This is a genomic window from Actinomadura scrupuli (assembly GCF_050971785.1).
Lineage (GTDB): Bacteria > Actinomycetota > Actinomycetes > Streptosporangiales > Streptosporangiaceae > Actinomadura_E > Actinomadura_E scrupuli.
The window spans coordinates 627680-654343 of sequence record NZ_JBPCCU010000004.1 but is presented as its reverse complement, the minus strand read 5'-3'; the positions used below and the strand labels follow the sequence as shown (position 1 = coordinate 654343).

The following is a 26664-nucleotide window of genomic DNA, read 5'->3' as shown; positions in this document are numbered from 1 at the left end:
CCCGTCTCACCGGCAGGTCTTCGGCGGCTTGATCCCTTGCGGCAGGGTCGCCTGTTCCTGCCGGGTGAGGGTGGAGTGCCCGGAGATCCGGCACAGGTGCGCGCGCCAGGTCCGTGGATCGAGCGGCAGTACGGCGAGTCCGGCGTACCTGCCCTGTTCGTACAGACGCTGCTCGCCGAAGCCGGTGGAGACGACGAGGGCGCTGCGGTCGGGGAAGACCCCGCTGACGGACGCTTCGGTAGGGATGCTCTGCTCCCGGGTGCGTCGGATGACGTCCCAGAAGTCGATGCGCGAGCCGGTGCTGTGGACGAGGTACCGGCCGGTGAGCACTCCCGCCGAGTCCACGCGGAACTCGGCCGGCCGGCGGGAGGTCTCCGCCAGATCCCACGTGACGACCCCTCCCGAGTCGTCGGCCGCGGTGAGGAAGCGTCCGGTCCGGTCGAACGCCAGCTGGGCCATCGCGCCGGAGGTCGCCGGTGGGGTGAGTCTCCTGGCAACCTGCCAGGTCGCCGTGTCGCGAAGGTCGATCCCGGCGCCGGCCCGGACGGCTGCCTGGCCGTGGCCCGGGCGAGCGGCCACGAGCACGTTCGCGGGCGTTCCACCGCCGGCGCCCACCGCGCTCTCCTTGCCGGAGAGGCTCAGGTCAGGGGATGCCCGGGTGCCGGTGAGCAGGTCCCAGCTGCTCAGCACTCCTCCGAGCGCCGTGAGCAGGTGCCCGTGCTCGTCCACGCTGACGGCCACGGGGTCGGCGGTCCCACGCGCCTGCGCGGCTCCCGGGAGCGTCAGGGTCCGCTCCGGGGTCAGTCCGGGAAGGGCCCACACCGTGGCGCGGCCTCCCTCGACCGTGACGAGTCTTCGCTCGTCCGGGGTGAAGACCATGCTCTCGGGGGCGGTGGACTCGCCCTGCCGGGGAGGCAGCCGGCGGCCGTTGATGATCTGCCTTCCGGTCCGGTCCCAAAGCCGCAGCGCGGTGCGGGCCTCCCCTTCCAGCGGTACGGATGCCGAGGCGAGGAACCCGCTCTTCGGGCTCACGACGACCCGGGTGAGCCGGTGCGGCATGGATTCCAGGGTGTCGAGCCGGATGTCCAGCAGCGCGAGGGAACCTCCGACGGCGACGGCCACCAGCAGTTCACCGTCCCGTACGACGGCGGACTCCGCCGGCCAGAACCCTCGCGGAGGCATGACGTGCACGGCGGCGATCCGTCCGCCGGCAAGGTCCCACACGGTCAGATTCGTGCGCGCCCGCGAGCCGACGATCCTGCCCACGGAGGGCGTGCCGACGAGCAGGTACCGTCCCTCGGCGTCGAGCAGCGCGCCGTGCCGTTCGGTGCAGTCGAAGTCACTGGCGATGGTCCGGAGCCGGCGGCCGCCGGTGACGTCCCAGACCACGGCGTGCAGTCCAGGTGGCCTGGCCGAGCGGTCGTGACAGCTCACGTCGACGAGAACGCGACCGTCACGGCTGAACAGCTGCTCGTCGCCCGTCATGGGCAGCCGGTGGCGGGCCCGGCCGGTGCCCACCACGCTGATCGTGGGATCGCGCGTCTCCGGTGCCCTGAGCAGGTGCACCGCCGTTCCCGCCCGGATCCCGGACTGCCAGTCTCCCGCCTGTTTCATCGGGGTCGTCAGAAGCGCTCCCTCGGCGCTGACGCCCACCACATCGGGCCCGATCTCGGCCGGCCGCGGCGTGGTGGACCGCAGCCGGGAGAGCTGGTCGGAGGTCACCAGGATCTGATGGCCGGGCAGGAGCGGGCCGCCGAGACGGATCAGCAGCCCGCCGTCCGGGGTGAACTGCAGCCCGATGATCCGCGGCGACCGCGGGCCGAGCGGGACGGTGAAGGTGCCGACGCCGGTGCGCCGGGGCAGGTCCCACAGCGTCACCTGCCCCTGGGGGCCCGCTGCCGCCAGCCGGTCGCCACCGAGGTTCCACGCGGCCATGAGCGGCTGGTATCCCAGGTTCACCGTCTGCCGGGCGACCGGGCGGGTGGACATGTCCCAGATCTCGATGCCCTGGCCGCCTAGCGTCATCGCCCGTCGCCCATCGCCGCTGAGCACGGCGGGTTCGTCGCGGTCGATGCCGAGGTTCGCCTCCAGGATCAGGTCGAGGCCCCGGGTCTCGAGATAGCGGCCGGCGAGGTTTCCGTAGGTCTCCGTTGTCGGCTTCGCCGCGTAGGCGGCCGCACTGAGCAGGTTCGCGGCGGTCGGCTGCGACCAGCCCCGCCGCTCGGCATCGGCGGCGAGCGCCTCGGCCTGCGCTGCGGCCCGCTGCTCGGCGGCCACCTCCCGCTGGTAGACGAAGAGCAGGCTGAGCGCGAGCGCGCCGGCGAGCAGTACGGCGAGCGAGGAGATCGTCATGCGTCGGATCCGCAGGGCCCGGTGCTGCCGATCGGCGCCGGCGCGGATGAAGCCCTGCTCGTCGCCGGTCAGATCCCCGGCCCGGGCGGCCAGCCACTGCAGTGCCTCCCGCAGTGGCGTTCCCCGCAGGAGGGCACCGGTGTCCTCGCCCGACCGCCTCCACTGGTTGAGGGCCTCGCGCAGCCGCTCGCGCCAGATGAGAAAGTCGAGATCGTCGGAGACCCACGTGCGTAACCGTTTCCACTGAGTGATCAGTGCCTCATGAGTGAGCTCGGCGGTCTCCTCACCCTCCGCGGTACGTCCCGACACGACCAGGCGGGTCATCGCCAGCTGCTGGGCGACGGCCCACTGCTCGTCCGGCAGATCCCGGCGCCGGACGATCTGCCGGGTGTGCCGGCCGTCCGGGCCGGGGCGCACCAGGCGCCCGAACAGACGCCGGGCGGCCTCGTGCCGGCCGGGGGCCAGGTTCTCGATCCACACCCGCTCGGCGTAGGTGGCCAGCGCACCCGCGACACCACCCAGCGCGTCATAGGCCCGATGGGAGAGCTGCCCCTCGGACTGGGTCTCCCACAACAGCGTGAGGGCGAACTCCAGGAGCGGCAGGGCTCCCGGCTCCGTGCCGACGTCGGCCAGGATGCGATCGACCAGACCGGGCTGGTAGGTCACGCTCGCGATGTCCTCCATCGGGCCCTCCACGGCCCGGCGCAGATCCTCCGCCCGCATCGGCCCGAGCGGCACGAGACCGTCCTGGAGCAGTTCCCCGACGCCCAGCCGGCGGAGGACCTGGTCCAGGAAGTCGGAGCGGAGGGTGAGCAGGATCCGGATCTGCGCGCGCGACGGCCGTGACGGCGTCGCCAGGGCGTGCAAACCGGTCACGAAATCCGCGGCCGCGCCCGGCTCCTCGGCCAGCAGCTCCTCGAACTGATCCACCACCAGCATCAGCCGCCGCGCATCGGTGCGGGCCAGGACACGCTCGACGACGTCGACGAGCCCTCCGCCGGCGAGGACGCCGGCGAGTTTGGGAACCTCGGCGAGCCGCTCCGACTCGGTCATGTCCGGCTCGAGCAGGGGCAGGAACGCCGAGGCGCAGGCCGCCGCCGGAGTGGACCCCGCCGCCGGCCTCACCCACACGATCTCCTGCCCGGGCTCCCGCCTGACCCGGGGTAGCAGACCGGCCGCGACCAGGGACGACTTCCCGCTGCCGGAGGGCCCCAGCACCGTCGTGAGCGGGCTCCTCGCCACCGTCGCGGCCAGCCGGTCGACCGCGTCCTCTCGCCCGAAGAAGTACGGGGCATCCTCCTCGCGGAAGGCCGACAACCCGCGGTACGGACACGGGGGCAACGCGTGCCGCTCGAGCGCCGGCCAGGAGCCGACCAGAGTGGTGCTCGGAATGACGTAGGCGGTGCCGAGCGCGGCCCTCTTCTCCGCGGCGACGACGATGCCGACCACGCCCTGCAGCTCGTCGTCCCAGACGGGGGTGCCGCTGAACCCGGGCTGGATGACGAAGCCGGTGCTCTCCACGTGCTGGACCTGCAGCCAGCCGGCGGCGGTGCGCTCGCGCAGCAGACCCGCTGCCCACACTCCGTCGTCACGCCGTGCCGGAAACCCGAACGCCCGGAAGGAGTGGTTCCACAGCTCCCTTCCCATCACCAGCCTGGCCATACGGGCGCCTGCCGGCGGTGGGGCCAGCAGCCGCAGGCCGGCGATGTCGCCCGCCCCGCCGGGCCCCGGCGGCTCCCACACCAGGACCTCGGCCTCCCGGCGGTCGCCCCCGGGCACGAGCGGGAAGTCCACCGTCACCGGTCGGCGCGGAAGCTCACGGCTCCCGGCGTCCACGCCCAGCGCCTGGGCCACGACATGAGCACAGGTCACGATCAGATCAGGACCGACGAGCACACCCGCCCCGACCGGCAGGCCGTCGCCACGGCGGATGCAGCTGATCGCCGCACCCAGGGCGGCGCCCGCCAACATCAGGAGCGGTTCCAGGTGAAGCTCACCTTGAAATTCGCCTCACTGGTCGCCTTCGCCACCACGAAGCCCGCCTCTCCGGCGAGCTTGAATCCGAACTCCACGGAAACCTGATCGGGACTACCGGGCAGCTCGTCGTCGATTTGCTCGGCGAAGGACCGCGCCATCGGACCGATCCGCGCCCAGGCGGACTGCAGGGTCTCCGTGGCCTTTCCCACCACCTCTCCCGGCCGAGCGGCCCGGACGATCCCGTCGTCTTCCTCGTCGACCTCGACGATCACCGGGTTGGCGCCCTCGACCGGCACCTCGAACAAGTACGACACTTAATCCCCTTAGTGGTCCACCACAATCAATATCGAGACCGGCCTCCCCGTGCATCCGAACAATACTAAGAGGATTTCTTGATCAGGGAAACAATTGCCTCCGGCTACGGAATTCCGGCATGGTGTGCGACCTGCGTTCAGAGCGGAGTGCGGTTCAGCCAGTTCGCCCAGACCTCCTGAGCGCCGATTATCTGCACGCCGGCGTCTGCGGCCGGGCGCCGGCGGACCAGGGCCAGCAGCAGATCCACCGCGCGTCCGCGGACCGCCGCCGTGCCCTTCCCGTGCCCGTGTTCCCACGACACACCGTCATGGCCACCTCGGATCATCCATTCACCGGCCGAGTCCAGGTCATCGGTGGCGTGCACATGCAGGGTGACTCCGGAGTCAAGCGGGGCCGGGCTCCCGTTCCACTGCTCCGCGGCGAGCCTGTCGAGCCATTCCGAGATGGCGTCCGCGGCCAGCGGGGCCGCCAGGTCGTACCCCACCCCCAGAGCCAGTGCGGCGTCCGCCCGGTGCACCGTCGCCTCGTGCAGTCTTCGCCGCACCCACCAGGCCGCCGGTCGCGGACCCAGGAAGGTCCACACCGGGGTGTCCTCGCCGACGTGCGCCACCGCCTCGACGACGGCGCGAGCGCTACCGTGCAGCCACTCGATGGCACCGTCCGGATCGGCGGGCGGCTTGCCGTCACGAACCGTGCGTGGATCAAGATAATCCTCGACCCGGTCGCTCACGATCTGGGCCGCCCAGCGGTCGCCCCGGCCGACGTGCCGGAACAGCTGCTGGATCGTCCACCCCGGACAGGTCGGCACCGGGGTCGACGGGTCGGCGTCACGGATGAGCTCACCGAACAACTCGTTCTGCTCGAGCAGGGCTGCGACATAGTCCATAACGGGATCATCGCCTCCCCCATCGATCTGCTCAAGGCGGGTGGCGTGCCCACGTCCTCACGGCGCGTGGCGCCGGGCGGATCAGCGCAGGGCTCCGTGGGGCCGGCCTTCCACCGGATTCCGCACGAGGAACGCGTCTTCCAAGGCGCCGATTCGACAGGCCGATACCTCTGCCAGGCGGCCCCGGGGCGCCGGCGGCGCTCGCGAGCGGAAATCCCGCACCGTCCTCCTCACTCCGAAAGGCTCACCGTCCGCGCGTCCCCGCGGCGACCGCACCGCGTTCCTTCGCGGTCGGCGAGTCGCTACCCCCTCCGGGTAACGGTCGAGCTCGGACACGGCGCAAGCCCCAGGAAAGGTGGCTCGGGAAATGTCAAGACACAGCAAAACCGAACATTTTCCGGTTTCCGGAGGTCACCTCAGGGCACTAAGCTTTGAAGTACGGATACGTACTGACAAATCGCAAAAATGGCTGCATCTATCGTCTCGCCCAAAAATAGCGTGCACAAATTGTGCGCATCTTCACGGCTATTTCACAAGGAGGTAGATCAATGCATATCCCGACTCCTCTCGCACTGACCGTGACCGGCCTGGCCTTCGCGGCCGGGAACGTCTTCGCCGTGGGCGCGGCCATCACCCAGGCCAACGCGGCCACCGGGACCACCGCACCTCAGACTCAGACGACGGCGGTGGCCGGCCACAGCTGCGACGACTTCTGGGGCGACTGCGATGGCTGGGGCGACTGGGACGACTGGGACGACTGATCTCCCACGGTGCGGAGTCCTGAGTGAGCAGGTGCTCGCGGCTGCGCACCCGTCCGATCCGGTCCCGTAGGAACGGAGGCGACGCCGGTCACAGTGAGTCGTGACCGACCACAGCGGGTGATACCTGACCCTGGAGCCACCAGGGCCAGGTGATCACCTCCAGGGAAGCGCCGCCCTCCGGTTCCAGTACACCCTGGGCGGCATCGCGAGATCCTCGAACTCGGCGAGTTCGTGCTCGCCGAGGACGACGGCCGAGGCCGCGAGATTGCCGTGCAGCTGCGTGCTGCTCACCGCGCCGGAGAGCACGGTGTCCGCCCATGGCTGCGCGAGTACGGCCGCCAGCGCGATCGCGTCCGGACCGACCCCGTGCCTTTCCGCGGCGCGGCGTACGGACGGCGGCGGATCGACCGCGAGACCGCCGTTGGCCAGCGCCTCCTTGACCAGGACATGGGCGCCTGAGGCCTGCGCCGCACGGAGCGCGTCGCCGGCGGACCGCTCGAGCAGGTTCCAGGTCGACTGCACCGCGGTGAAAAGCCTCTGGCCGTCGATCTCCAGGTCCAGTGCCCGGCGTACCGTCTCGGCCTGGGAGGGGCCGGAGGTCGAGAACCCGACGCGTACTCCCCCGGCGGCCAGCCCGGCGAGAGCGCGCAAGAGGGCCGCGTCGCCGAAGAGCGGACTGTCCGCGGTCAGGGAGTGCACCTGGTACACCGCGACGCGCTCGCCGAGCAGCTGCCCGGTCTGCGCCAGCTGCTCCTGGAACCGGGACAGGGAGTGTTCCTTGAGCTCGTGCACCTCCGCGTCGAGACGCCAGCCGCCGACATAGGAGTATCCCCACTTGCTGGACACGGTGAGCTCGGGATGCCCGCGCGCCTCCAGCCAGCTCGCGAGGAACTCCTCGGCCAGCCCGTACGAGCGCGCCACGTCCACCCAGCGGATTCCCGCCGCGTACGCGGCGTCCAGGACCCGCCAGGTCGCGGCACGCATCGCCTCGACCGTCCGCTCGGCGGGCAGCTCACCGTCCCGTCCGAGGTTGATGTACGCCGGCCGCCCCAGCGCCGCCAGGCCCAGGCCCATTCGCCGGATCGGCGTCATGCTCCCCACTCGTGCACCCGCACCCCCCGAAGACCACTCACCCGCACCACACGTCAACCGTACGCTCGCAGGACCGGAGACTCCGCGACCGCTCACCGGCCGCCGCGGGTAGCGCAGTGCGCCGGTCCGCGACGCGCCATCACCCGGCGGAACGTGCGGTGCGGCGGCCCGGCTGAGACAGTGCACTCGACCTTTCACTTCAGGTGATATCCGGGGGGATCACATGAAGCACGTTCGGGCGACCTGCGTCGCGGTCCTGATGGCCACGATGACGTTGACCGGCTGCGGCGGTAAGTCCGCCAAGGTGTCCGGCTCGCAGACCGGCCTGTCGGCCTCGGCGAGCAGGCCCGGCGCCGCCGCTTCGGGGGCGACCACCGTGCCGGGCACGGTCCGGACCGGCGCGTACTGCTCGGTGCCGAACGCGGTGGGGAGGACCACCGACGGCACGATGGCGCGGTGCGTCGCCAAGCGCGGGCAGACCCGCAGGCACTGGGTCGTGGTGCCGGGTTCGGCCACCGGCGCCAGGGCGGGGGAATTCTGCAAGCCGCAGGGCGGCACCGCCAAGGCACCGGACGGCCGCACCCTCACCTGCACGAAGAAGCACGGCGAACACCAGGCCCGCTGGAGGAGGAAGTAGGGCCGGAGCCCGTTCGTCAACTCTCCGGGCCGCGCGGTGCCAGGTCGATGGCGTAGTCGAGGATCACTCGATCGGCCGGGATGACGATGTCACGGCATACCTCCATGACGGTGGCGGCCGAGAGCATCCGCCGGGTGATGGTCAGGACGGGGACGCCGGTCGGCATCCTCAGGATCCTGGCCTCTTCGGAGGTCGGCATGCGGGACCGGACCGATTCCTCGACGCGGGTCAGCGGGTGCCCCAGGAAGGCGCATTGAGCGGCGGTGCCGCCGGGCCAGGGTTCCCTGGCGGGATCGGCCACCGGCGTTCCTCCGACGATGTCCCAGGGCAGGTAGTTGACGGAGATCTGCGACGGCACGTCGGCGGCGTAGAAGATGAAGTGACGTCGTAGCAGTTCGGTGCCGGGTTCCCGGCCGAGCAGCCCGGCGATCTCGGGGCTCGCGGTCACCCTGCTGAACTCCTTGTCCAGCCGGTACTGCGACCAGGTGATCTGGTGGTCGCGGGTGAAGGCGGTCGCCTGCTCGGCGGGTTCGGGAGCGGTCGCGCTCACCGGGTTGGTGTAGCGGCTCATCGCCACACGTCGTGCCCTGGGCGCCTCCCGAACCCGGATGCCGCCGCGGCCGTGCGTCTCGACCAGGCCTTCGGACTTCAGCGTCGCTATCGACCGGCGGATCACGATGTCCGACACCTCGTACTCCGCCGCCAGCCGCGCCATCGTGGGCAGCCGGGCATCGGCCGGGTAGACGCCTTCGCGGATCTGGGTTCGCAGGTCGTCGGCGATGAGCTCATAGGCCGGCCGTCGCCGTGCAGCCGGTTCCGGCACGCCCTTATCGCTCAAGGTCGATTCTCACCCGTACCTTTCACATCCCGCGTCACCATCCGCCCGGATCCCCTTGACAGTGAACCCAATGCAGAAGAACTTGTATACATCAATCTTCGCGTATACGTTAAATGCGGAGTGATCAGCGGCTGAGTTCGGGAGCTGAAGTGCCCAGGAACACACAGCGTGGAGTCCTCATCACCTGGAACGCCCTGGCGGTCGCCGGCATCATCCTCGCCGGAGTCACCGTCGGCGTCCTGGTCTTCCTCGCCCCGGCGATCGGGGTTCCGCTGGGAGCGGGCGTCGCGGTGAGCGGCCTGCTCTACACCTTGTTCGTCACCTGGCCGGACCGCGACGCCTGAACGCCCCCCTCGGGCGGCGCGGACCTCAGTCGTAGTCGCGGATGAGCTTCACGTTGAGGACGACCATCAGCACTCCGAGCACCGCAACCACTCCGAATCCGCGCGCCAGCGCGGCCCACGCGAAGTCCTGCAGGATGAGTGCGCGCAGCGCCTCCATCACGTACGTGACCGGGTTGAGGGTTGCCGCGATCTCCATGGGCCGGGTCAGCAGGTCGCGGGGCACGAAGTTCGGGGTGAGGAACAGCAGCGGGAAGAACACGAGCCCCCCGGAGTTGGTGGCCGCCGCGCTGCGCGTCTTGAGCGCGATGAGCTGCATGAACCCGGCGTAGACCACGGCCCACATCGAGGCCAGCACGAGCAGCAGCAAGAATCCGAGCGGCCCGCTCGCGACCGAGATGCCGAACGGCAGTGCCAGGAGCACCAGGACCGCGGTGATGACCGCGCTCTTCGCCGCCTCGGCGAGCAGGCGCCCGGTCACGAGGGCGCTGCGCGAGATGGGAGCAGCGCGCAGCTTGTCGAAGTATCCGCCCTCGATGTCCTCGACGAGGAACAGCGCCGCGCTGCCGAACGAGGCCGCGAGCAGCAGCGAGCTCGGCAGCTGGAAGGCGGCGTAGCTCTGTCCGTGCAGGAACGACGTCGAGCTCGACGGGAAGATCTTGCCGGCCTGCCCGAAGTTGACCACGAGGAAGAAAATGGGGATGAACAGCGTCGGAACCATGGATTCGGGCGTGCGCAGCGCCTCCCGCATGGCCCGCCCGCCGAGGACACCCGCCTGCTGGACGCCGCTCATGCCGACACCTCCTGGACCTCGCCGGCGAGGCGCTCACGGGTGCGGCCGGTGGCATCGAGGAAGACCTCGTCGAGCGTGGGGTCGGCATCCAGACCGCGGCGTTGCCGCAGGTCGGCCTTCAGCTGTTGCGGTGTCCCCTCGCGCACGATCAGGCCTCCGTCGATGATGGCGAGCCGGTCGCAGAGCTGGTCGGCCTCCTCGAGGTACTGGGTCGTGAGGAAGACGGTGGTCCCGTGTGCGTTGATGCGCCGCACCTCGTCCCACACCGTGAGCCTGCTCGCCGGGTCGAGGCCGGTCGTCGGTTCGTCGAGGAAGAGCACGTCGGGCTCGTGGACGAGCGCCGACGCGAGGTCGAGGCGGCGCTTCATCCCCCCGGAGTAACCCTTGATCCGCCGGTCACCCGCCTCGACGAGCCCGACCAGTTCGAGCAGCTCCGCCGCCCGGTCCGCGGCCTGCGCCTTCGAACCGCCGAACAACCTCGCCTGCAGGACGAGCAGCTCACGCCCCGTCTGGCGCTGGTCCAACCCCGCCTCCTGGAGCGCCACGCCGATGCGCCGGCGCACGGCCTCCGGGTCGGCCATCACATCGATGCCCGCGACGCGCGCCGTGCCCGAGGTGATGGACATCAGCGTCGTGAGCATCCGGATCGTCGTGGACTTGCCCGCGCCGTTCGGGCCGAGGAAGCCGAAGACCTCGCCGGCGACGACGCTCAGGTCCACGCCACGCACGGCGTCGACCGTCCCGCCCCGGCCGCGGTACTGCTTGACGAGGCGCTCGGCCTCCACTGCGAGCTTCATGTCCGGGACCGTAGCGCGGCCCTCCGACAGTTCCCGCTCCGTCTGGGTCACGCCGCGCCCGCCGTCCTCACCGGGGATCACGCGGATCCTGCTCTCGTCGTTCATGGTGTCCTCTGCTCGTCGGGTTCTCCCACTAAGACCGGTGGACGCGGCGGAACTCATCGGTCATCCGGCACGCGGCCGAATCCGTGCCGCGGCGGGCACGGCGGACGGCCGGCCCAGACGGTCCGCGAGTGCACCCGGCGCACGGTGGAGCTGTTCGCCCACCGGCTGCCGGCGGCCCCTCCAAGCCGATCCGCGCCTCGGCCGTCCGTCCCGGAAAAGCGCGACATGTCTGGCAAAACAAAGCTTCCTTGACAGACTAATTTGTCGGAAGTACCCTGCAGTCATGCAAGACATCGCCGTGATCGAGGACCCGGCCGCCGCCGAGGTCTCGCTGGACCCCATCCGGGCCCGGCTGCTGGCAGAGCTGAGCGAGCCCGGCTCCGCGACCATGCTGGCCGCCAAGGTCGGCCTGGCCCGGCAGAAGGTCAACTACCACCTGAAGACGCTAGAGGCTCACGGGCTCGTCGAGATGATCGAGGAGCGGCGCAAGGGCAACGTCAACGAGCGCATCATGCGCGCGACCGCGGCATCCTACGTGATCTCCCCGACCGCGCTGGCCTCGGTCGAGCCCGATCCGGCCCGCTCCCCCGATCAGCTGTCGGCGAGCTGGCTGCTGGCCGTCGCGGCCCGGCTGGTCCGTGACGTCGGAGCGCTCATCACCGGGGCCGCCAAGGCGCACAAGCGCCTCGCGACCTTCGCGATCGACGGCGAGGTGCGCTTCGCCTCGGCCGCCGACCGCGCCGCGTTCGCCGAGGAGCTCGCGGGGGCCGTCACGGCCCTGGTGTCCAAGTACCACGACGAGTCCGCTGAGCGCGGTCGCGACCACCGGATCGTCGTGGCCGTCCACCCGAGTACGAAGGAAACCCGATGACACATCCGTTCGAGCTGAGCCAGGAGATCGAGCTCGGCGCCACCCCCGAGCAGGTCTGGGACGCGATCGCGACCGGGCCGGGCGTCGACTCCTGGTTCATGGGGCACACCCGGCTCGGCACGTCCGCCGGCGGTTCCGCCGACCTCACGATGATGGGCCAGACCCAGCAGGCCACGATCACGGCATACGAGCCGGGCACCCGCCTCGCGACCCGCGGCGCGGAGGCTCCCGACGGCCGGTTCATGGCGTTCGAGTACCTCATCGAGGGGCGCGGCGGCGGCACGACCGTGCTGCGGCTCGTGCAGAGCGGCATGCTGGGCGACGACTGGGAGACCGAGTTCGAGGCGATGAAGGCCGGCTGGCCCATCTACCTGGAGACCCTCAAGCAGTACGTCACGTACTTCACCGGCCGCACCCCGTCGGTCACGACGGTCTTCCGGCCCGGAGCGGGCGACCCGGACGCCGTCTGGAAGATCGTCACGGAGGCGCTGGGCGTCACGCCGGAGGTCGCCGAGGGCGGAGCCGTCCGGCTCCCGGACGGCTCCGCCGGGGTCGTCTACTACGCGAACCTGCCCGTCAACCTGGGCGTCCGCACGGACGAGGGCCTGTACCGGTTCATCCATTCGGGTACCGCCCGCGGGAACGCCCTCGTGCTCGGCCACCAGAACTTCGCGGGCCGCGACGAGCAGACCGCGTGGGACGCCTGGACGGCCGAGCACTTCGGCTGACCGGCCGGTGCCGGCACCGCGGCACCCCCGCGCCGGCGGGGGTGCCGCGGCCGACGACCGCCTTGGACCGTGTCCTACGTGGTGATCTGTGCCGGCCCGAACGCCGACTGTTGCGATCACCCATCGTCACTGCCGGCTCCTACTCGCCGCAGCTGCCACAGCCACCGCTGCAGGAATCTTCGTCAAGATCATCTCCGGTTACCGGCACTTCCTCGCCGCCCAGCCACGCCCCGACGATCACCAAGACGCCGAAGACACCGAAGACACCGATCGCACTGAGCCAGGCCGGGATTCCCAAGGCGGCAGCCACCGCAAACGCGATGATGAAAAAGCCGAAGAAGAAGATCTGTCTCAAGGCGAGACCCTCCTCTATCGCTGTCCTCGCGCCCAGCCTGCCACTCACGTCCTGGACGATCCAGACTCAAGTACCGCCTACTGTGCTCCGCGCGCCGGGAGGTGACGCTGTTCGGCGCGCGTTACCAGGGGATCGGCCAGGGCGCGGACGCCGCCGGCCGGCTAGCGGACCTGCTGGGCGGCGCGGACGCTGCTGCTCGGCGTGAACGCCGGCTCGTGTTCACGCCCCGCTCGCCCGGCGGATGTGCCCGGCGAGGACGATCAGCCACACGGCGTAGGTCAGGAAGAGGAAGCGGGGCGGCCAGCCCTCCGGCGGTATCGCCAGGGACAGGGCCCAGTGCAGGACCAGGCCGGCCAGGGGCAGCCCCGCCGTCCACCGCAGCACCGGTGCCGTGGCCGCGTCTCCGCGGGCCAGGTCCAGGTTGAGGAGCAGCGCCGCGAACGGCAGGAGCACCAGGGCTCCGAACCCGCAGACGACGTGCAGGGTGCCGATGACCGTCAGCCCGGTCAGCGGCGTCACCACCGGATCGGCGACGAACACGCCCACCCCGGCCGTGCCGGCCACGCAGACGCCGAGGACGCCGAGCCCGATGCGGCCGGCGACGCCGCGTACCGCCGGCCGGACGGCCACGAACAGGCAACCGTAGGCGGCGGCCGCGGTGAGGAACGCCGACACCATGACCCATCCGTGGCGCCCGATCGCGTATTCGCTGATGGGTTTGCGCGCCGGGTCCAGCTCCGGCCTGATGAAGATCACCGCCAGCAGCAGTATCTGGTACACGATGATGGCCGCGCTCGACAGCTTGGCCGCTGTGGCGGAGGCAGGTGGGGTGGTCACGGTGGTGTTCGCCGTCATCGGTGTCTCCCTGGTGAGTGGGTCTGCACCGGAGACGTCGGAGCCGCCGTGGCCCGGCGGACATCCCGCGGATTCGGCCTGTACGCCTCGGCTGAGCGCGCACGGACCATGGGAGGAGACCCGCCGATTGTCACGGAGATGAGGCCAGGCCCTTCGTAAATGTGGTGCCGACGCAAAGCACGGCGGGTGACCCCGACCGTAGACTTCCCGGCAGGCCGACCGGCGGAGAGCCCGGGAAGTCGACAGCCGCTTTTCTTCATACACCGACAACGGACTCTCATTGCCGTATCCGTGACCGGACACCGCCGGTCCGAACCTCATATCGAGCAACTTCCCATTTGCCGGAACGCCGGTCAGCGCCATGACCTCCGCTGCTTGTCCACTTTTCAACGCCTGGCGCGCGGTGCCGAGCACGAGGTGGTCAGATGACAGTCGCAAGCAGTTTCTCGCGCTCTGCGGACAGCGGCGTTTCGCGGGTCGTGGTCACCGGGATGGGTGTCAAGAGCCCCGCCGGAAACACCCTCGAAGACGCCTATGCCACCGTGCTCTCGGGCAAGCCGCAAGCCGTTCATCTCCCCGAGCTGCTCGACGCGGGGGTCCCCGTCACCTTCGGCTGCCCGGTGCAGGGATTCGATCCGGAGGGCTACTTCTCCACGGTGGAGCGCCGGCATCTGGACCGGGCCACGCAACTCGGGGTGGCGGCCGCCGTCGACGCAGTGACCGACTCCGGCTCCGGCTTCGCCGGGTTGGCCGATCGGTGCGGCGTCTACGTGGGAAGCGGCGGCGTCAACCTCGTGTCCGCCGTCGCGTTCGCGGCCCACGAGCACGCCGGGACACTGCCCAGGGTGCCGGTCATCACCGTACCGATGATCATGCCGAACTCCACCGCCGCTCGTATCTCCATCCGATACGGCATCCAGGGCCCCTGCCTGACGATCACGACGGCCTGCGCGAGCGGGGCGACGGCCATCGGCGAGGCCGTCCAGGCGATCCGCGCCGGCCGGATCGACCGGGCCGTCGCGGGCGGGGTCGACTCCCTCCTCACGCCGTTCTTCATCGCGGGTTTCGCCCGGCTGGGGGCGCTGTCGCGGCGCAACCACGCGCCGGCCGAGGCCTGCCGGCCGTTCGACCGGGAACGGGACGGCTTCGTCATGGGCGAGGGCGCGGCGTTCCTCGTACTGGAGCGGGCGGAGGACGCCGCGCGGCGCGGGGCCCGGATCTACGGTGAGATCGCGGGCTACGCGGCCACCACCGACGCCTCGCACATCGTGCGGCCGAGCGAGGAGGGCGCCGTGATCGCGCGTACGATGACGGCCGCTCTGGCCGACGCCCGTCTCAGTCCGCACGACATCGGGCACGTGAACACGCATGGCAGTTCCACGCAGATCAACGACCAGGCCGAGGCCGCCGCCCTCCGCGCCTGTTTCGCCGGTGCGGCGAACGGCGTGCCGCCCATCACCGCGACCAAGGGCGTGACCGGCTACCTGCTCGGAGCCGGCGGCGCGTTCGAGGCGGCCATCGCGTTGCTCTGCGCACGCGACGGGCTCGTTCCGCCGGTCCCCCACTACCGCGGCGGCCCGGGCGCCGAGGGACTGGACGTCGTGACCGGCGGCCCGCTGTGCATCGAGCCGGCTCCGGTGCTGTCCAACTCCATCGGTTTCGGCGGCCACAACGCCGTCCTCGTGCTCAGCCCGGAGAGCTCCTGACAGTCCCGCACGAACCATCGGGCACCGGTCGGGCATGGCGGAGAGTCCTGCGCCGAGCGGGGGCGGGACCACCGTTTCGGCGGTCCCGCCCTGATCTGGTCTACGCGCGGGCCACCGGACGATCGGGCAGTACCCGAACCGGCGGTACACGGGGCACCGCGAGCGGTCGCCCGGCGCGGTCGCGCACATCCGTCTCGATCTTCGTGGCCGAGGGGTCGGCGACGAGCCTCTTGCGGTGGTCGTGGGGCTCGGTGATGACGACCTGGTCGACTCCGGGGAGGGCGCGGACGGCTCTGGCGATCCTGAGGGGCTCGGCGGGAGCCTGGAGCCGCACGCGATAGGAGTCGGGGATGGCCCCGGGAGGCGTACCGGCCAGCAACCCGGGCCTGTCCTTGAACTTGGCGCGGAACACCGCCAGGGCCTGCGCCTTCGATTCGTACGCCACCGTCCTCACCCCGGGGAAACCGCGGAGGGCGGCGAGGATCGCGGCCTTCTGCCGTTGCGTGGCGTCGGTGTGGTGGCAGCCGGGGTTGGAGCTGGGCGGCACGCAGAGGAAGACCGAGAGGTTCGCGTAGGCCGACGGATCCGGCCGGGAGGCGACCGGGGAGCCGCCGAGGGGACCGAGCGCCACGGCGACGGCGAGGCCGGCGGCGGCCGCGCCGAAGACCAGCCATCGCGGGCCGGGCAGCCGGCGCCGAGCCGGAAGGGCCAGCTCGCGAACGTCGCCGGGGCCGACGATCTCACCGACAGCGGCCAGGGCGTCCTGCAAGCGGGTCTCCGTGCTGTTCATCGCTCCTCCTCCAAGAGCCGGCCCAGCGCTGCCAGCGCCCGGGACGTGGTCGACTTGATGGTGCCGCGGCTGACCTTCATCGCCTCGGCGATCTCCTCCTCGGAGAGCTCGCAGAAATAGCGGAGCACCAGGGCCTCGCGCTGCCGGATGGGCAGCCGTTGCAGGGCGGCCATCACCTCACGCCGGTCTTCGCCGACCATTGCCTCGGACTCCGCCGACCAGACCGGGGGCAGATGCTCGCCGCGCAGCCTCCATTTCTGCCGGCGCGACGCGGAACGGCAGCCGTTGAGCACGGCCGACCGTACGTAGGTCAGCGCCTTGTCCCGATCCCGCAGGTGCGCCCACCGCCGGTAGAGCCCGAGGAACGCCTCCTGGACGACGTCCTCGGCGGTCTGCCGGTCGCCGGTCATCACCAGGGCCAGCCGCATCAGGCCGAGCGAATGCCCTCGATACAGCCGGGTGACCCCGGCCGTGGCCTCGCCCGTACCGGTTCCGGTGCGGGTGACTGGTAGATCCACCGCATCAACATTCATGTACAAGAGACTCACTCACCCCCTTCTGGTTGCTTGTGCGGCAAAGAAACCTCCCGCCGGCGCGGAGCCGGGGATGCACGGTGATCCGCCCTCGCCGGTGTCCGCGCCGGACGCGTGGCGAGCCGGTCAGCCTCACCGTGGGGCAGAATCACCGCTCGTGAGCGAAATTTCATCGCAGACCGTGGACACGTCGGCGGAGCGCGCCGAGGATGCCGACCTGGCCCGGGCGCGCGACGGGGACGACGACGCGTTCACCCACCTCGTGCGGCCACTGCGGGCCGAGCTGCACGCCCACTGCTACCGCATGCTCGGCTCGGCCCACGACGCCGACGACGCCCTGCAGGACGCCCTGCTGCGGGCCTGGCGAGGGCTCGCGCGCTTCGAGGGGCGCGGTTCGCTGCGCTCGTGGCTCTACACCGTGGCCACCCGCACCTGCCTGGACATCGTCCAGACCCGCGGCAGGCGAGCCATGCCCGTCGACCTCGGCCCGGCCAGCGACCACGCCATGGTCGGGGACGCACCGCACACCGACATCGCCTGGCTGGGCCCGTACCCCGACGGGGGCCTCCGCCACGGTCCGGCCGCCCCGGACGCCCGCTACGAGCAGCGCGAAGCCATCGAGCTCGCCTTCGTCGCCGCCCTGCAGCACCTGCCGGGCAACCAGCGGGCGGCGCTGCTGCTCTTCGAGGTCCTCGGCTTCTCCGCCGCCGAGATCGCCGCCATGATGGACACCACCACCGCGTCGGTGAACAGCGCCCTGCAGCGGGCCCGCCGGATCGCCGCCGAGAGGATCCCCTCCCCCACCCAGCAGCGGACGCTGCGGGAGATCGACGACGCGCGGGTGCGGGAGATCGTCGCCGGGTACTCCGCGGCGCTGGAGCGCGGCGACGCCGACGCCCTGGTCGCGCTGCTGACCGAGGACGTCACCTGGTCGATGCCGCCGCTGGCGCACTGGTACCACGGCCTCGACGCCGTCACCGACTTCGCCGTGCAACTCCCGCTGACCCGATGCGGAGCCTGGCGGCACCTCCCGGCCAGTGCCATCGCCCAGCCCGCCGTGGGCGGCTACCGCTGGGACGACGACGCCGGCGCCTACCTCGGCTGGTCGATCAACGTGTTGACCCTGCGCGGCGAGCGGATCGCCGAGATCACCTCGTTCGTCGGCCGCGGCCATTTCGCGCGCTTCGGGCTGCCCACCGTGCTGCCCTGACCCGGGCGCGGGGGTCGCTCAGCCCGGAGGGGTCCCGCGGACGCTCTCCAGGCCGAGGTTGCGGTGGGCCAGGCGGGTGAGCCGGCGGATGGTGAGCTCCGGGTCGTCCAGCGGCTGGAGCAGATGACTGACGGTCAGGCGGGCCAGGGCGTCGGCCGTGGCGACGGTGTCCTCGGTCTCCAGGCCCGGGGCACGGCGGGCGATGTACTCGCTGAGCACCTGTCCGGCCATCGCGATCAGCGGCTGAGCGTCGGTGGTGACCAGCGGCAGCAGCGTGTCGCCGTCCTCGTGGCTGCCAGCCAGGATGGCCAGGAGCAGCGGATTCGCCGCGCCGTGCTCGAAGGTGAACCGGATCGCGGCCTCGATCGCGCCGGACAGCTCCTCGTGCTGCTGGAGATGAAGGGTCACACCGGCGATGAACTGCTCGGCCTCGCGGATCACCAGCGCCTCGCCGATCTCCTGCTTGGATCCGAACTCCTTGTAGAGGGTCTGCCGGCTGACGCCCACGGCGGCGGCGATCGCGGTCATCCGCACCGCGGCCCACCCCTGCTCGATCATGATCGTGTAGGCCGCGTCCATCGCGTCCTGCCGAAGCTGATGCCGCACGCGCGCATGGAAGTCAGCCGGTGCCGGAGCGTTCACGTTCTCGACAGTAGCAACGCCGACGATCAGCCGGGAAAGGAACATCCACGACACTCATCGGCTGTATGTTCCTTTCCTTGACAAAATTAGAGGCACTGTCACCATGGGGGCGCACGGCAGTAGAACCCCAGGAAGGGGTACACGATGGGACGTGACCTACCTGCGGCCCCCGCCGCCCGTACCGACGCCGCCGCCGAACGGCTCTTCTTCGAGATCATGCTCGACTCCGCGAGCGACGATCCCTACACCGGTTACCGGCGGCTGCGCGAGGCGGCTCCCGTGCTGCTCACCGCCGACGGCACCCTGGTGCTCAGCGGCCATGCCGAGTGCGACGCGGCACTGCGGCACCGATCGCTCGGCAAGGGCGCGGAGATGCTCGGGTTCCAGGTCACCGAGATCCCCGACGACCGGCTCCGCCCGATGATGGACCAGGTGCGCGGCAGCATGGTGCTGGTCAACCCGCCCGACCACACCCGGCTGCGCAGGCTGGTCAGCTCCGCGTTCACCGGCCGCCACGTCGAGGCGCTGCGCCAGGCCGTCACCGCCCGCACCGACCGGCTTCTCGACCGGCTGGCCGCCGAGCCCGGCGCCGACTTCATGACCCTGGTCGCGTTGCCGCTGCCCCTCAACGTGATCGCCGACCTGCTCGGGGTCCCCGAGGCCGACCGGGCCGCGCTCGTGCCCTGGGCGCGCACCTTCGGCGTCATGCTGTCCGCGGACAACGACGCCGAGGCACTGACCCGGGCCGGCACCGCCGTGGCGGAGTTCACCGGCTACCTCTCCGACCTGCTCGCCCACAAGCGCCGCGTCCCCGGCGACGATCTGCTCAGCCGCCTGGCCGCCTCACACGCCGCGGACGCCCTGGACGAGGAGGAGACCATCTCGACCGCGATCCTGCTGTTCGGAGCCGGCTTCGAGACCACCACCAACCTGCTCGGCAACGGCCTGCACGCCCTGATCCGCCACCCCGAACAGCTCGCCCTGCTCCGCCGGGAGCCCGGGCTGATCCCCACGGCCGTCGAGGAACTGCTGCGCTACGACACGCCCGTGCAGCTCGACGCCCGTACCGTCATGGAACCCGCCGTGCTGGCCGGCACCGAACTGGTGCCCGGCCAGATGGTCATCACCCTGCTCGGCGCGGCCAACCACGACCCCGCGCGGTTCGCCGACCCCTGCCGCCTGGACGTCACCCGGGCCGACAACCCGCACCTGGCCTTCGCCTCCGGCATCCACTTCTGCCTGGGCGCCCATCTCGCCCGGCTCGAAGCGCACGTCGTCCTGCAACGGCTGGTCACCCGCTTCACCACGCTCGCCCTCGACGGCGCACCCCGGCGACGCCCCGGCCTGGCACTGCGCGGCTACGCCCACCTGCCCATCACCACGGGCGCCACCGGCCGTGGCTAGACGGAGGCGAGCGCGTCGATCTCCACCAGCATGGCGTCATGGGGAAGCCCGGCGAACACGGTGGTCCGGCAGGGCAGCACCCCGCCGGGGCAGTTGTCCTTGACGAACTCCCCGTACGCCTCGTTCATCGCGGCGAAGTCCTCCCGCCTGACCAGGTAGACGCGGAACATCACCACGTCCTCGACGCTCGCCCCGCCCGCGGTCAGGATCGCCTTGACGTTCTCCAGCGTGCGCCGGGTCTGTGCCCTGACGTCTCCGCCGTACAGGTACTCGCCGGAGACGGGATCCTGGGGGCCCTGGCCGGACACCTGGAGCAGCGGCCCCTTGCGCACGCCCTGGGAGAACACCCAGGCCGGTGCGGGCGCTCCGGCGGTACGGATCTCGGTCTTGTCAGTCATGGAGCTTCCCTTCGGCGAAACCGCAGGCGGTGGAGATGGCGCGCGTGGTCCTGAGCAGATCGGGCAGCAGTTCCAGCACCTGGGCGCGGTTCAGCAGTACGTCCGGCACGGAGATCGAGGCAGCGGCGGCGACCCTGCCGCTCGCGTCGCGGATCGGCCCGGCGATGCAGGTGATGAACGTCTCGTGTTCGGCGTCGTCGAGCGCGTAGCCCTGGTCCGCCACCCGGGCGAGTTCGGCGAGCAGCAGTCCCGGGCTCGTGATCGTGTTCTCGGTGAACGAGGTGTACTCGATCCTCTCGGCGATCCGCCTGCGCTCGGTCTCGGGCAGGTCGGCCAGCAGCACCTTCGCGATCGCGGTGCAGTGCAGCGGCATCCGCAGCCCCACCTTGGAGTACATCCGGATCGGCTGCAGCGAGTCGTACTTGTCCAGGTAGAAGACCTCTCCGCCCTCGTAGACGCCCAGGTGGACGGTCTGCCCGGTGGCCTGGTTGAGCCGGGACAGGTGCGGTGCGGCGGCGCCACGGATCTCGCGCTGCCCGAGCGCCGAACCGGCCAGGGCGAACATCCGCGCGCCGAGGTGGTAGCGGTGGCCGTCGTCGCGGTAGACGAAGCGCTCCTCCTCGAGGGTGCGCAGCAGACGGAGGACGGTGGTCTTGTGCACGCCGACCTTGCCGGCGAGCTCGTCCAGCGACCGCGGGCCCTCCCCGAGGTCGATGAGGATCTGCAGCGCGCGGCCCACGCTCTGGCTCATTCCGCCTCCCGTTCACCGGCCCGGTGCACGCCCGTCACGCTCACCGTGGTCGCCGCCCACTCCCCGGGCGAGGACGCCAGCAGTGCCTCGACGAGGTGGGCCGGCGGCGGGGCGCCGTGGTCACCGTGCACCACCAGTGTGGTGGCCGCCATCAGGTGGCCGAGGCGCAACCGGCGACGCTGGTCGTATCCCCGTAACGTACCGGCGAGGTATCCCGCGGCGAACGCGTCTCCGGCCCCGACCGGCTCGACGACCTCGACGGCCGGCGGCGGTTCTGCCGTGACGCCGGACCGGTCGATCGCGGTGGCCAGATGCGCGTCATCCTTGATCACCAGGGTGTCCGGCCCGGGCAGCAGGGTGCGCAGTGCCTGCGGGTCTCCGGTGCCGAGCACCTGGACGGCCTCGTCGGCGCCGAGCAGCGCGATGTCGGCGGCGTTCAGCAGCGAGCGGAGCACGGACGGGTCCTTGCCGCGCCACAACGCGGGCCGCCAGTTCAGGTCGAAGCTCACCAGCTGCCCGGGACGGCGGCGCCGCATGATGGCCCGCAGCAGGTCCAGCGAACCGCCGGACAGCGCGGCGGTGATGCCCGACAGGTGGATCAGGCCCGCGTCCGCGAACATCCGGCCGGCCGTGTCGTCCTCGAGCAGTTCGGGACCGAGCGCGGAGGCGGCCGAGCCCGCCCGGTAGTAGTGGAGGACGCTGCCCGCGCGGCCGATCTCCTTGACGTAGAGCCCCGTCGGGCGGGAGGGGTCGACGATCACAGCGCTCGTGTCGACCCCCTGGGCGGTGAGCCGGCGGATGATGCGGCGGCCGAACCCGTCGGCGCCGACCCGGCCGACCCACGCGGCACCCACCCCGAGTGCGGCCAGGCCACAGGCGACGTTGGACTCCGCGCCACCGATCGACTGGTGGAACGTGGCGACGTCCTCGAGCGGGCCGGCCTGATCGGGCACCAGGGCCGCCATCGACTCACCCACGCATATCGCCGTCGGCGACCGCCCCATATCTACCTTTCCCCGACCATTGACCATCGTGCTGCGGCGATGCTACAACCCTCATACACGTTACGCAACGAGCGTTGCGCTATATGCAACACGGGAGGTCGCCAATGTCGAGCGGCATCGACGGCGAGCGCGTCGCCGCATCGCGCGACCAGCGTCTCGACTGGCGATTCAAGGCGATCCCGGCCGCCGCACATGGCGCCACCGCCGCGGAGTACGCCGCGGCACGCCCGTCCCTGGAGGAGTTCGGCACTCCTCTGCTGACGCTCGACGCCGGGGCCCTGGACCACAACATCGCCTCGATGGCCGGCTGGGCCGCCGCCGCCGGCGTACGGCTCGCACCGCACGGCAAGACCACGATGGCGCCCGCGCTGTGGCAACGGCAGCTCGACGCCGGAGCCTGGGGCATCACGCTGGCCAACCTCCCGCAGCTCCGGGTGGCACGGGCGTTCGGGGTGCGCCGGCTGCTGCTGGCGAACACGCTGATCGACCCTGCCGGGCTGGCCTGGGTGTCGGCCGAGCTCGACCGCGACCCGGACTTCGAGTTCACGTCCTGGGTGGACTCGGCCCGCTCGGTGGAGCTCATGGGCACGGCACTGCGCGCCGCCGGGGCGCGGCGCCCCGTCGACGTCTGCGTCGAGCTGGGCGGCCCGCACGGGCGCACCGGAGTACGCGACGACGACGAGGCCCTGGCGATCGGCGAAGCCGTGCGGCAGGACCCCGCGCTCCGCCTCACCGGTGCCGGCGGGTACGAGGGCGCCCTCGCCCATGACGCCTCGCCGGACGGGCTGGCGGCCGTCGCGGCCTTCCTCCGGCGGCTGGCCCGGCTGCACACCCGGCTTCGGTACGAGACCGCCGAGCCGATCGTGACCGCGGGCGGCAGCGCCTACTTCGACCAGGTCGCCGACCTGCTCGGCGGGCTGGACGCGACGGTGGTGCTGCGCTCGGGCGCGTACGTCGTCCACGACGACGGGTTCTACCGCGCGATCTCGCCCTTCGCCCGGGGAGCGGGCACCAGGGCGCCGCTGCGGCCGGCCATGCACGGCTGGGCGCGGGTGGTGTCCCGCCCGGAGCCGGGGCTGGCGCTGCTGGACGCGGGCAAACGGGACCTGTCCTTCGACGAGGGGCTTCCCAAGCCGCAGCGGATCCGTGGCGGCCGGTCGCTGTCCGGTGCCCGGGTCACCGCGCTGAACGACCAGCACGCCTTCCTCGAAGGCGGCGACGTCCAGGTCGGCGACGTGGTCAGGCTCGGGCTCTCCCATCCCTGCACGGCACTGGACAAATGGACGCTCATCCCCGTGGTCGACGATGCCGAGGCCGAACGGCCCGTGGTGGTCGACCTGATCCGGACGTGGTTCTGATGCCGGACCTCGCCATCCGGGGGGCGACCGTCATCGACGGCACGGGAGCGCCGGGACGGGTCGCCGACGTGGCCGTCACCGGCGGGCGGATCGAGGCCATCGGGACCGGCCTGACCGGGCGCCGGGTCATCGACGCCGCGGGGCTGGCGCTGGCCCCCGGGTTCATCGACATGCACGCCCACTCCGACCTGCGGCTGCTCGCCGAGCCCGACCACCTCGCCAAGGTCGGCCAGGGCGTCACCTGCGAGGTCCTCGGTCAGGACGGGCTGTCCTACGCCCCGGCCGACGACACCACGCTCGCGCAGATCCGCCAGGTCATCGCGGGGTGGAACGGCGACCCGGCCGGGTTCGACTGGAACTGGCGCAGCGTCGGCGAGTACCTCGACCGCCTCGACCAGGGCATCGCCGTCAACGCCTGCTATCTCGTGCCGCACGGCTCGGTGCGGATGCTCGCCGTCGGCTGGGAGGCACGGCCGTCCACCGATGCCGAGCTGGCCCGGCAGCGGGACCTGGTCGCCACCGGGATGCGCGAGGGCGCGGTGGGCATGTCCAGCGGTCTCACCTACGTCCCCGGCATGTACGCCGACGACGCCGAACTGGTCGAGCTGTGCCGGGTCGTCGCCTCGCTGGGCGGCTTCCACGCGCCCCACCACCGGTCGTACGGCGCCGGCGCGCTGGAGGCGTACGCCGAGATGGTCGAGGTCTCCCGGCGCTCGGGCTGCCCGCTGCACCTGGCGCACGCGACGATGAACTTCGGCGTCAACGCCGGCCGCGCGCCCGAGCTCCTGAGCCTGCTCGACACCGCGATCGCCGACGGCTGCGACATCACCCTCGACACCTATCCCTACCTGCCCGGCTCGACCACCCTCGCCGCCCTGCTGCCGAGCTGGGCGGCCGAGGGCGGGCCGGCCGCAACGCTGGCCCGGCTGCGCGACCCGGGTGCGTGCGCGCGCATCCGGCACACGATGGAGGTCGAGGGCTCCGACGGCTGCCACGGCGTGCCGGTGGACTGGACGACCATCGAGATCTCCGGGACCCGCGACCCCGCGCTGGGCGCGCTCGTCGGCAGGAGCATGGCCCGGCTGGCGGAGGAGACCGGCCGCGAGCCCTTCGAGCTGTACCGCGAACAGCTGCTCGCCGACGAGCTCGGCACCACGATCCTGCAGCATGTCGGCCACGAGGACAACGTTCAGGCGATCATGCGGCACCCCGCCCACACCGGGGGCAGCGACGGGTTGCTCGCCGCGGCGAAACCGCATCCCCGCGCGTGGGGCACGTTCCCCCGCTACCTGAGCCGGTACGTCCGCGAGCTGGGCGTTCTCAGCCTGGAAGAGTGCGTCGCGCATCTGACCGGCCGCCCGGCGCGCCGGCTCAAGCTGGACCGGCGAGGGCTGGTACGGCCCGGCCACCACGCCGATCTCGTGCTGTTCGACCCGCGCACCGTGCGGGACACCGCCACCTTCGAGGAGCCCCGGCAGCAGCCGGCCGGGATTCCGTACGTCTTCGTCGGCGGGGTCGCGGTCATCGCCGGCGGCCACCACACCGGTGCGCTGCCGGGCCGGTCGCTGCGCCGCGGCCCGGAAGGCCTCACCCGGTGAGCCCGGGCGTCCGGCCGCCGTGAGCGGGCGGAGCTCACCTCCCTGCGCGCGAGATTCCATCACCCCCCTGAAAGGTCACGCATGATCCACTGGTTGCAACACGAGACGGGTGGTCTGCTGCTTCTGTGCGCGGCGGCCATCGCGGTACTGCTCCTGCTCATCATCAGGGTCAAGCTGGAGCCGTTCATCGCGCTGCTGGTCTCCGGCCTGCTCCTCGCGCTGGCCGCGGGACTGCCGGTCAACCAGATCGTCGGCACCGCGCTGAGCTCGAAGACGTCGATCCTGGAGACCGGGTTCGGCGGCATCCTCGGGCACATAGCACCCATCATCGGGCTGGGCACGATCCTCGGCGCGATCCTCGAGGCCTCGGGCGGCGCCGACGTGCTGACCCGCAAGCTGCTGGGCCTGTTCGGTGAGCGGGGCGCGCCGCTGGCGATGGGCCTGGCCGGGCTGATCTTCGGCATCCCGGTCTTCTTCGACATCGGCATCTTCGTGCTCGCGCCCCTGGTCTACATCGCCGCCAAGCGTGGCGGCCGGTCGCTGGTGCTGTACGCGCTGCCGCTGCTGGCCGGCCTGTCGATGACTCACGCCTTCCTTCCCCCGCACCCGGGCCCGGTGGCCGCCTCCGGCCTGCTCGGCGTCGACCTCGGCTGGCTCATCGTGATGGGCGTGGCCTGTGGCATCCCGGCCTTCCTCGTCGCGGGCGTGGCGTGGGGCGCCTGGATCGGCAAGCGGGTACAGATCGAGGTCCCGGCCGAGTTCATCGTGGCGGAGGAGGAGAAGGACCAGGCGGCAGGTGAGCGCCCAGCCCCGTCCCTGGCGCTGGTCGGCATCATCATCGCGGTGCCGCTCGTGCTGATCCTGCTCGCGACGTTCGGCACGGTCTGGTGGAAGACGAGCTCGGTGCTGCCGGTGCTGACCTTCTTCGGCAACCCCGTGGTGGCCCTCACCATCGCCGTACTGCTCGCGATGTGGCTGCTCGGCACGCGCCGCGGCATCCCCGGCCGGGAACTGGCCGACCTGGCCACCAAGTCCCTGCGCCCGGTCGGCATGATCCTGCTGGTGGTGGGCGCCGGCGCGTTCTTCGGCGCGGTCATCTCCGCGACCGGGGTCGGCAAGGCGCTCGCCACCACCCTGTCCGACGCCGGCCTGCCACTGATCGTGCTCGCCTATCTGATCAGCTGCGGGCTGCGGCTCGCCCAGGGCTCGGCGACCGTCGCCATCGTCACCGCGAGCGGCATCATCGCTCCCCTGCTCCAGGAGCACCATTACAGCCAGGCGCATCTGGCGCTGGTCGCGATCGCGATCTCCGCTGGTTCGATCATCGCCTCGCACGTCAACGACGGAGGATTCTGGATCGTCTCCCGCTACTTCAACATGTCGGTCAGGGACACGCTGAAGACCTGGACCGTGCTCGAGACGATCCTGTCCGTGGTCGGGTTCACCATGGCCGGCCTGCTCAGCCTCGTCATCTGAGCTCCCCTCCCGACCACCTCCGCACCGGGAGATCCACGCTGACCTGGGCACCGTCCGATGACACGGAGGTGCCCAGGTCGCGGGCAGGCCG

26 protein-coding genes are annotated in these 26664 nt (G+C 71.3%); 11 read left to right on the top strand and 15 right to left on the bottom strand.

Annotated features, from left to right (window positions below; all coding sequences use genetic code 11):
- Positions 1 to 6: 6 nt before the first annotated feature.
- The 3 genes from ACRYCC_RS22315 to ACRYCC_RS22305 all read right to left on the bottom strand — a co-directional run bounded on the left by ACRYCC_RS22315 (position 7) and on the right by ACRYCC_RS22305 (position 5530).
- Positions 7 to 4323, bottom strand: coding sequence for an nSTAND1 domain-containing NTPase (locus tag ACRYCC_RS22315; protein ID WP_433814924.1), 4317 nt, complete (start codon positions 4321 to 4323; stop codon positions 7 to 9).
- Positions 4323 to 4643 carry a CU044_2847 family protein gene (locus ACRYCC_RS22310; RefSeq protein WP_433814922.1) on the bottom strand — a complete coding sequence of 107 codons (321 nt, stop codon included), beginning with the start codon at positions 4641 to 4643 and terminating at the stop codon, positions 4323 to 4325. The genes ACRYCC_RS22315 and ACRYCC_RS22310 overlap by 1 nt, the downstream gene beginning before the upstream one ends.
- Positions 4644 to 4780: 137 nt before the next feature.
- On the bottom strand, positions 4781 to 5530 hold the full coding sequence (locus ACRYCC_RS22305) for a maleylpyruvate isomerase N-terminal domain-containing protein (protein WP_433814920.1): 750 nt from the start codon (positions 5528 to 5530) through the stop codon (positions 4781 to 4783).
- A 548-nt stretch (positions 5531 to 6078) separates the two neighbouring features.
- On the opposite strand from ACRYCC_RS22305, the gene ACRYCC_RS22300 reads away from it, so the two are divergent.
- Positions 6079 to 6291, top strand: a complete 213-nt coding sequence (locus ACRYCC_RS22300; protein ID WP_433814918.1) for a hypothetical protein — start codon at positions 6079 to 6081, stop codon at positions 6289 to 6291.
- Between the two features lie 153 nt (positions 6292 to 6444).
- Here ACRYCC_RS22300 and ACRYCC_RS22295 read toward each other — a convergent pair whose 3' ends face one another.
- Positions 6445 to 7383 carry an aldo/keto reductase gene (locus ACRYCC_RS22295; protein ID WP_433814916.1) on the bottom strand — a complete coding sequence of 313 codons (939 nt, stop codon included), beginning with the start codon at positions 7381 to 7383 and terminating at the stop codon, positions 6445 to 6447.
- Positions 7384 to 7606: 223 nt separating this feature from the next.
- Between ACRYCC_RS22295 and ACRYCC_RS22290 the strand changes: the two genes are divergently transcribed.
- Entirely contained in the window at positions 7607 to 8020 is a 414-nt protein-coding gene (locus tag ACRYCC_RS22290; RefSeq protein WP_433814914.1) for a hypothetical protein, read from the top strand.
- 16 nt (positions 8021 to 8036) lie between these two features.
- On the opposite strand, the gene ACRYCC_RS22285 is transcribed toward ACRYCC_RS22290, so the two are convergent.
- Complete coding sequence (locus ACRYCC_RS22285) at positions 8037 to 8858, bottom strand: GntR family transcriptional regulator (protein ID WP_433814912.1); 822 nt, start codon at positions 8856 to 8858, stop codon at positions 8037 to 8039.
- Positions 8859 to 9007: 149 nt separating this feature from the next.
- On the opposite strand from ACRYCC_RS22285, the gene ACRYCC_RS22280 reads away from it, so the two are divergent.
- Entirely contained in the window at positions 9008 to 9202 is a 195-nt protein-coding gene (locus tag ACRYCC_RS22280) for a hypothetical protein (protein WP_433814910.1), read from the top strand.
- Positions 9203 to 9227: 25 nt separating this feature from the next.
- Here ACRYCC_RS22280 and ACRYCC_RS22275 read toward each other — a convergent pair whose 3' ends face one another.
- A complete protein-coding gene (locus tag ACRYCC_RS22275) occupies positions 9228 to 9992 on the bottom strand; it encodes an ABC transporter permease (RefSeq protein WP_433814908.1) in 765 nt (254 codons plus the stop codon).
- Complete coding sequence (locus ACRYCC_RS22270) at positions 9989 to 10894, bottom strand: ABC transporter ATP-binding protein (RefSeq protein ID WP_433814906.1); 906 nt, start codon at positions 10892 to 10894, stop codon at positions 9989 to 9991. The genes ACRYCC_RS22275 and ACRYCC_RS22270 overlap by 4 nt, the downstream gene beginning before the upstream one ends.
- 283 nt (positions 10895 to 11177) lie before the next feature.
- On the opposite strand from ACRYCC_RS22270, the gene ACRYCC_RS22265 reads away from it, so the two are divergent.
- Both ACRYCC_RS22265 and ACRYCC_RS22260 read left to right on the top strand, forming a co-directional pair.
- The gene (locus tag ACRYCC_RS22265; protein WP_433814904.1) at positions 11178 to 11765 is read left to right on the top strand and encodes an ArsR/SmtB family transcription factor; all 588 of its coding nucleotides are present in this window, start codon (positions 11178 to 11180) and stop codon (positions 11763 to 11765) included.
- Positions 11762 to 12493, top strand: a complete 732-nt coding sequence (locus ACRYCC_RS22260) for an SRPBCC family protein (RefSeq protein WP_433814902.1) — start codon at positions 11762 to 11764, stop codon at positions 12491 to 12493. The genes ACRYCC_RS22265 and ACRYCC_RS22260 overlap by 4 nt, the downstream gene beginning before the upstream one ends.
- A 139-nt stretch (positions 12494 to 12632) precedes the next feature.
- Here the strand turns inward: ACRYCC_RS22260 and ACRYCC_RS22255 are convergent, their stop codons facing one another.
- Both ACRYCC_RS22255 and ACRYCC_RS22250 read right to left on the bottom strand, forming a co-directional pair.
- Positions 12633 to 12848, bottom strand: coding sequence for a hypothetical protein (locus ACRYCC_RS22255; protein WP_433814900.1), 216 nt, complete (start codon positions 12846 to 12848; stop codon positions 12633 to 12635).
- Between the two features lie 219 nt (positions 12849 to 13067).
- Complete coding sequence (locus ACRYCC_RS22250; protein WP_433814899.1) at positions 13068 to 13703, bottom strand: DUF998 domain-containing protein; 636 nt, start codon at positions 13701 to 13703, stop codon at positions 13068 to 13070.
- Between the two features lie 425 nt (positions 13704 to 14128).
- On the opposite strand from ACRYCC_RS22250, the gene ACRYCC_RS22245 reads away from it, so the two are divergent.
- On the top strand, positions 14129 to 15409 hold the full coding sequence (locus ACRYCC_RS22245; protein ID WP_433814898.1) for a beta-ketoacyl-[acyl-carrier-protein] synthase family protein: 1281 nt from the start codon (positions 14129 to 14131) through the stop codon (positions 15407 to 15409).
- 100 nt (positions 15410 to 15509) lie between these two features.
- On the opposite strand, the gene ACRYCC_RS22240 is transcribed toward ACRYCC_RS22245, so the two are convergent.
- Together ACRYCC_RS22240 and ACRYCC_RS22235 are read right to left on the bottom strand one after the other, a co-directional pair.
- Positions 15510 to 16199: a permease-like cell division protein FtsX gene (locus ACRYCC_RS22240; RefSeq protein ID WP_433814896.1), complete on the bottom strand. Its 690-nt coding sequence runs from the start codon at positions 16197 to 16199 to the stop codon at positions 15510 to 15512.
- The gene (locus ACRYCC_RS22235; protein ID WP_433814895.1) at positions 16196 to 16717 is read right to left on the bottom strand and encodes a SigE family RNA polymerase sigma factor; all 522 of its coding nucleotides are present in this window, start codon (positions 16715 to 16717) and stop codon (positions 16196 to 16198) included. Before ACRYCC_RS22235 ends, ACRYCC_RS22240 begins: the two co-directional genes overlap by 4 nt.
- Positions 16718 to 16889: 172 nt before the next feature.
- On the opposite strand from ACRYCC_RS22235, the gene ACRYCC_RS22230 reads away from it, so the two are divergent.
- On the top strand, positions 16890 to 17942 hold the full coding sequence (locus tag ACRYCC_RS22230; protein WP_433814893.1) for a sigma-70 family RNA polymerase sigma factor: 1053 nt from the start codon (positions 16890 to 16892) through the stop codon (positions 17940 to 17942).
- Between the two features lie 18 nt (positions 17943 to 17960).
- Here ACRYCC_RS22230 and ACRYCC_RS22225 read toward each other — a convergent pair whose 3' ends face one another.
- The gene (locus tag ACRYCC_RS22225) at positions 17961 to 18548 is read right to left on the bottom strand and encodes a TetR/AcrR family transcriptional regulator (protein WP_433814891.1); all 588 of its coding nucleotides are present in this window, start codon (positions 18546 to 18548) and stop codon (positions 17961 to 17963) included.
- Between the two features lie 180 nt (positions 18549 to 18728).
- Here ACRYCC_RS22225 and ACRYCC_RS22220 point away from each other — a divergent pair, with 180 nt between their 5' ends.
- The gene (locus ACRYCC_RS22220) at positions 18729 to 19988 is read left to right on the top strand and encodes a cytochrome P450 (protein WP_433814889.1); all 1260 of its coding nucleotides are present in this window, start codon (positions 18729 to 18731) and stop codon (positions 19986 to 19988) included.
- Here the strand turns inward: ACRYCC_RS22220 and ACRYCC_RS22215 are convergent.
- Genes ACRYCC_RS22215 through ACRYCC_RS22205 form a run of 3 tightly spaced genes read right to left on the bottom strand, consistent with a single transcriptional unit; the run spans position 19985 to position 22114 of the window.
- Positions 19985 to 20386: a RidA family protein gene (locus tag ACRYCC_RS22215; protein WP_433814888.1), complete on the bottom strand. Its 402-nt coding sequence runs from the start codon at positions 20384 to 20386 to the stop codon at positions 19985 to 19987. The two genes, ACRYCC_RS22220 and ACRYCC_RS22215, sit on opposite strands and share 4 nt — an antisense overlap.
- Positions 20379 to 21137 (bottom strand): IclR family transcriptional regulator, encoded by a 759-nt coding sequence (locus tag ACRYCC_RS22210; protein ID WP_433814886.1) that lies wholly within the window; start codon positions 21135 to 21137, stop codon positions 20379 to 20381. Before ACRYCC_RS22210 ends, ACRYCC_RS22215 begins: the two co-directional genes overlap by 8 nt.
- Positions 21134 to 22114 carry a sugar kinase gene (locus ACRYCC_RS22205; protein ID WP_433814885.1) on the bottom strand — a complete coding sequence of 327 codons (981 nt, stop codon included), beginning with the start codon at positions 22112 to 22114 and terminating at the stop codon, positions 21134 to 21136. Before ACRYCC_RS22205 ends, ACRYCC_RS22210 begins: the two co-directional genes overlap by 4 nt.
- 131 nt (positions 22115 to 22245) lie before the next feature.
- Here ACRYCC_RS22205 and ACRYCC_RS22200 point away from each other — a divergent pair, with 131 nt between their 5' ends.
- The 3 genes from ACRYCC_RS22200 to ACRYCC_RS22190 all read left to right on the top strand — a co-directional run bounded on the left by ACRYCC_RS22200 (position 22246) and on the right by ACRYCC_RS22190 (position 26573).
- Positions 22246 to 23499, top strand: a complete 1254-nt coding sequence (locus ACRYCC_RS22200; RefSeq protein WP_433814883.1) for an amino acid deaminase — start codon at positions 22246 to 22248, stop codon at positions 23497 to 23499.
- Entirely contained in the window at positions 23499 to 25097 is a 1599-nt protein-coding gene (locus ACRYCC_RS22195; protein WP_433815046.1) for an N-acyl-D-amino-acid deacylase family protein, read from the top strand. Before ACRYCC_RS22200 ends, ACRYCC_RS22195 begins: the two co-directional genes overlap by 1 nt.
- Positions 25098 to 25190: 93 nt before the next feature.
- On the top strand, positions 25191 to 26573 hold the full coding sequence (locus ACRYCC_RS22190; protein ID WP_433814881.1) for a GntP family permease: 1383 nt from the start codon (positions 25191 to 25193) through the stop codon (positions 26571 to 26573).
- Positions 26574 to 26664: the final 91 nt, after the last annotated feature.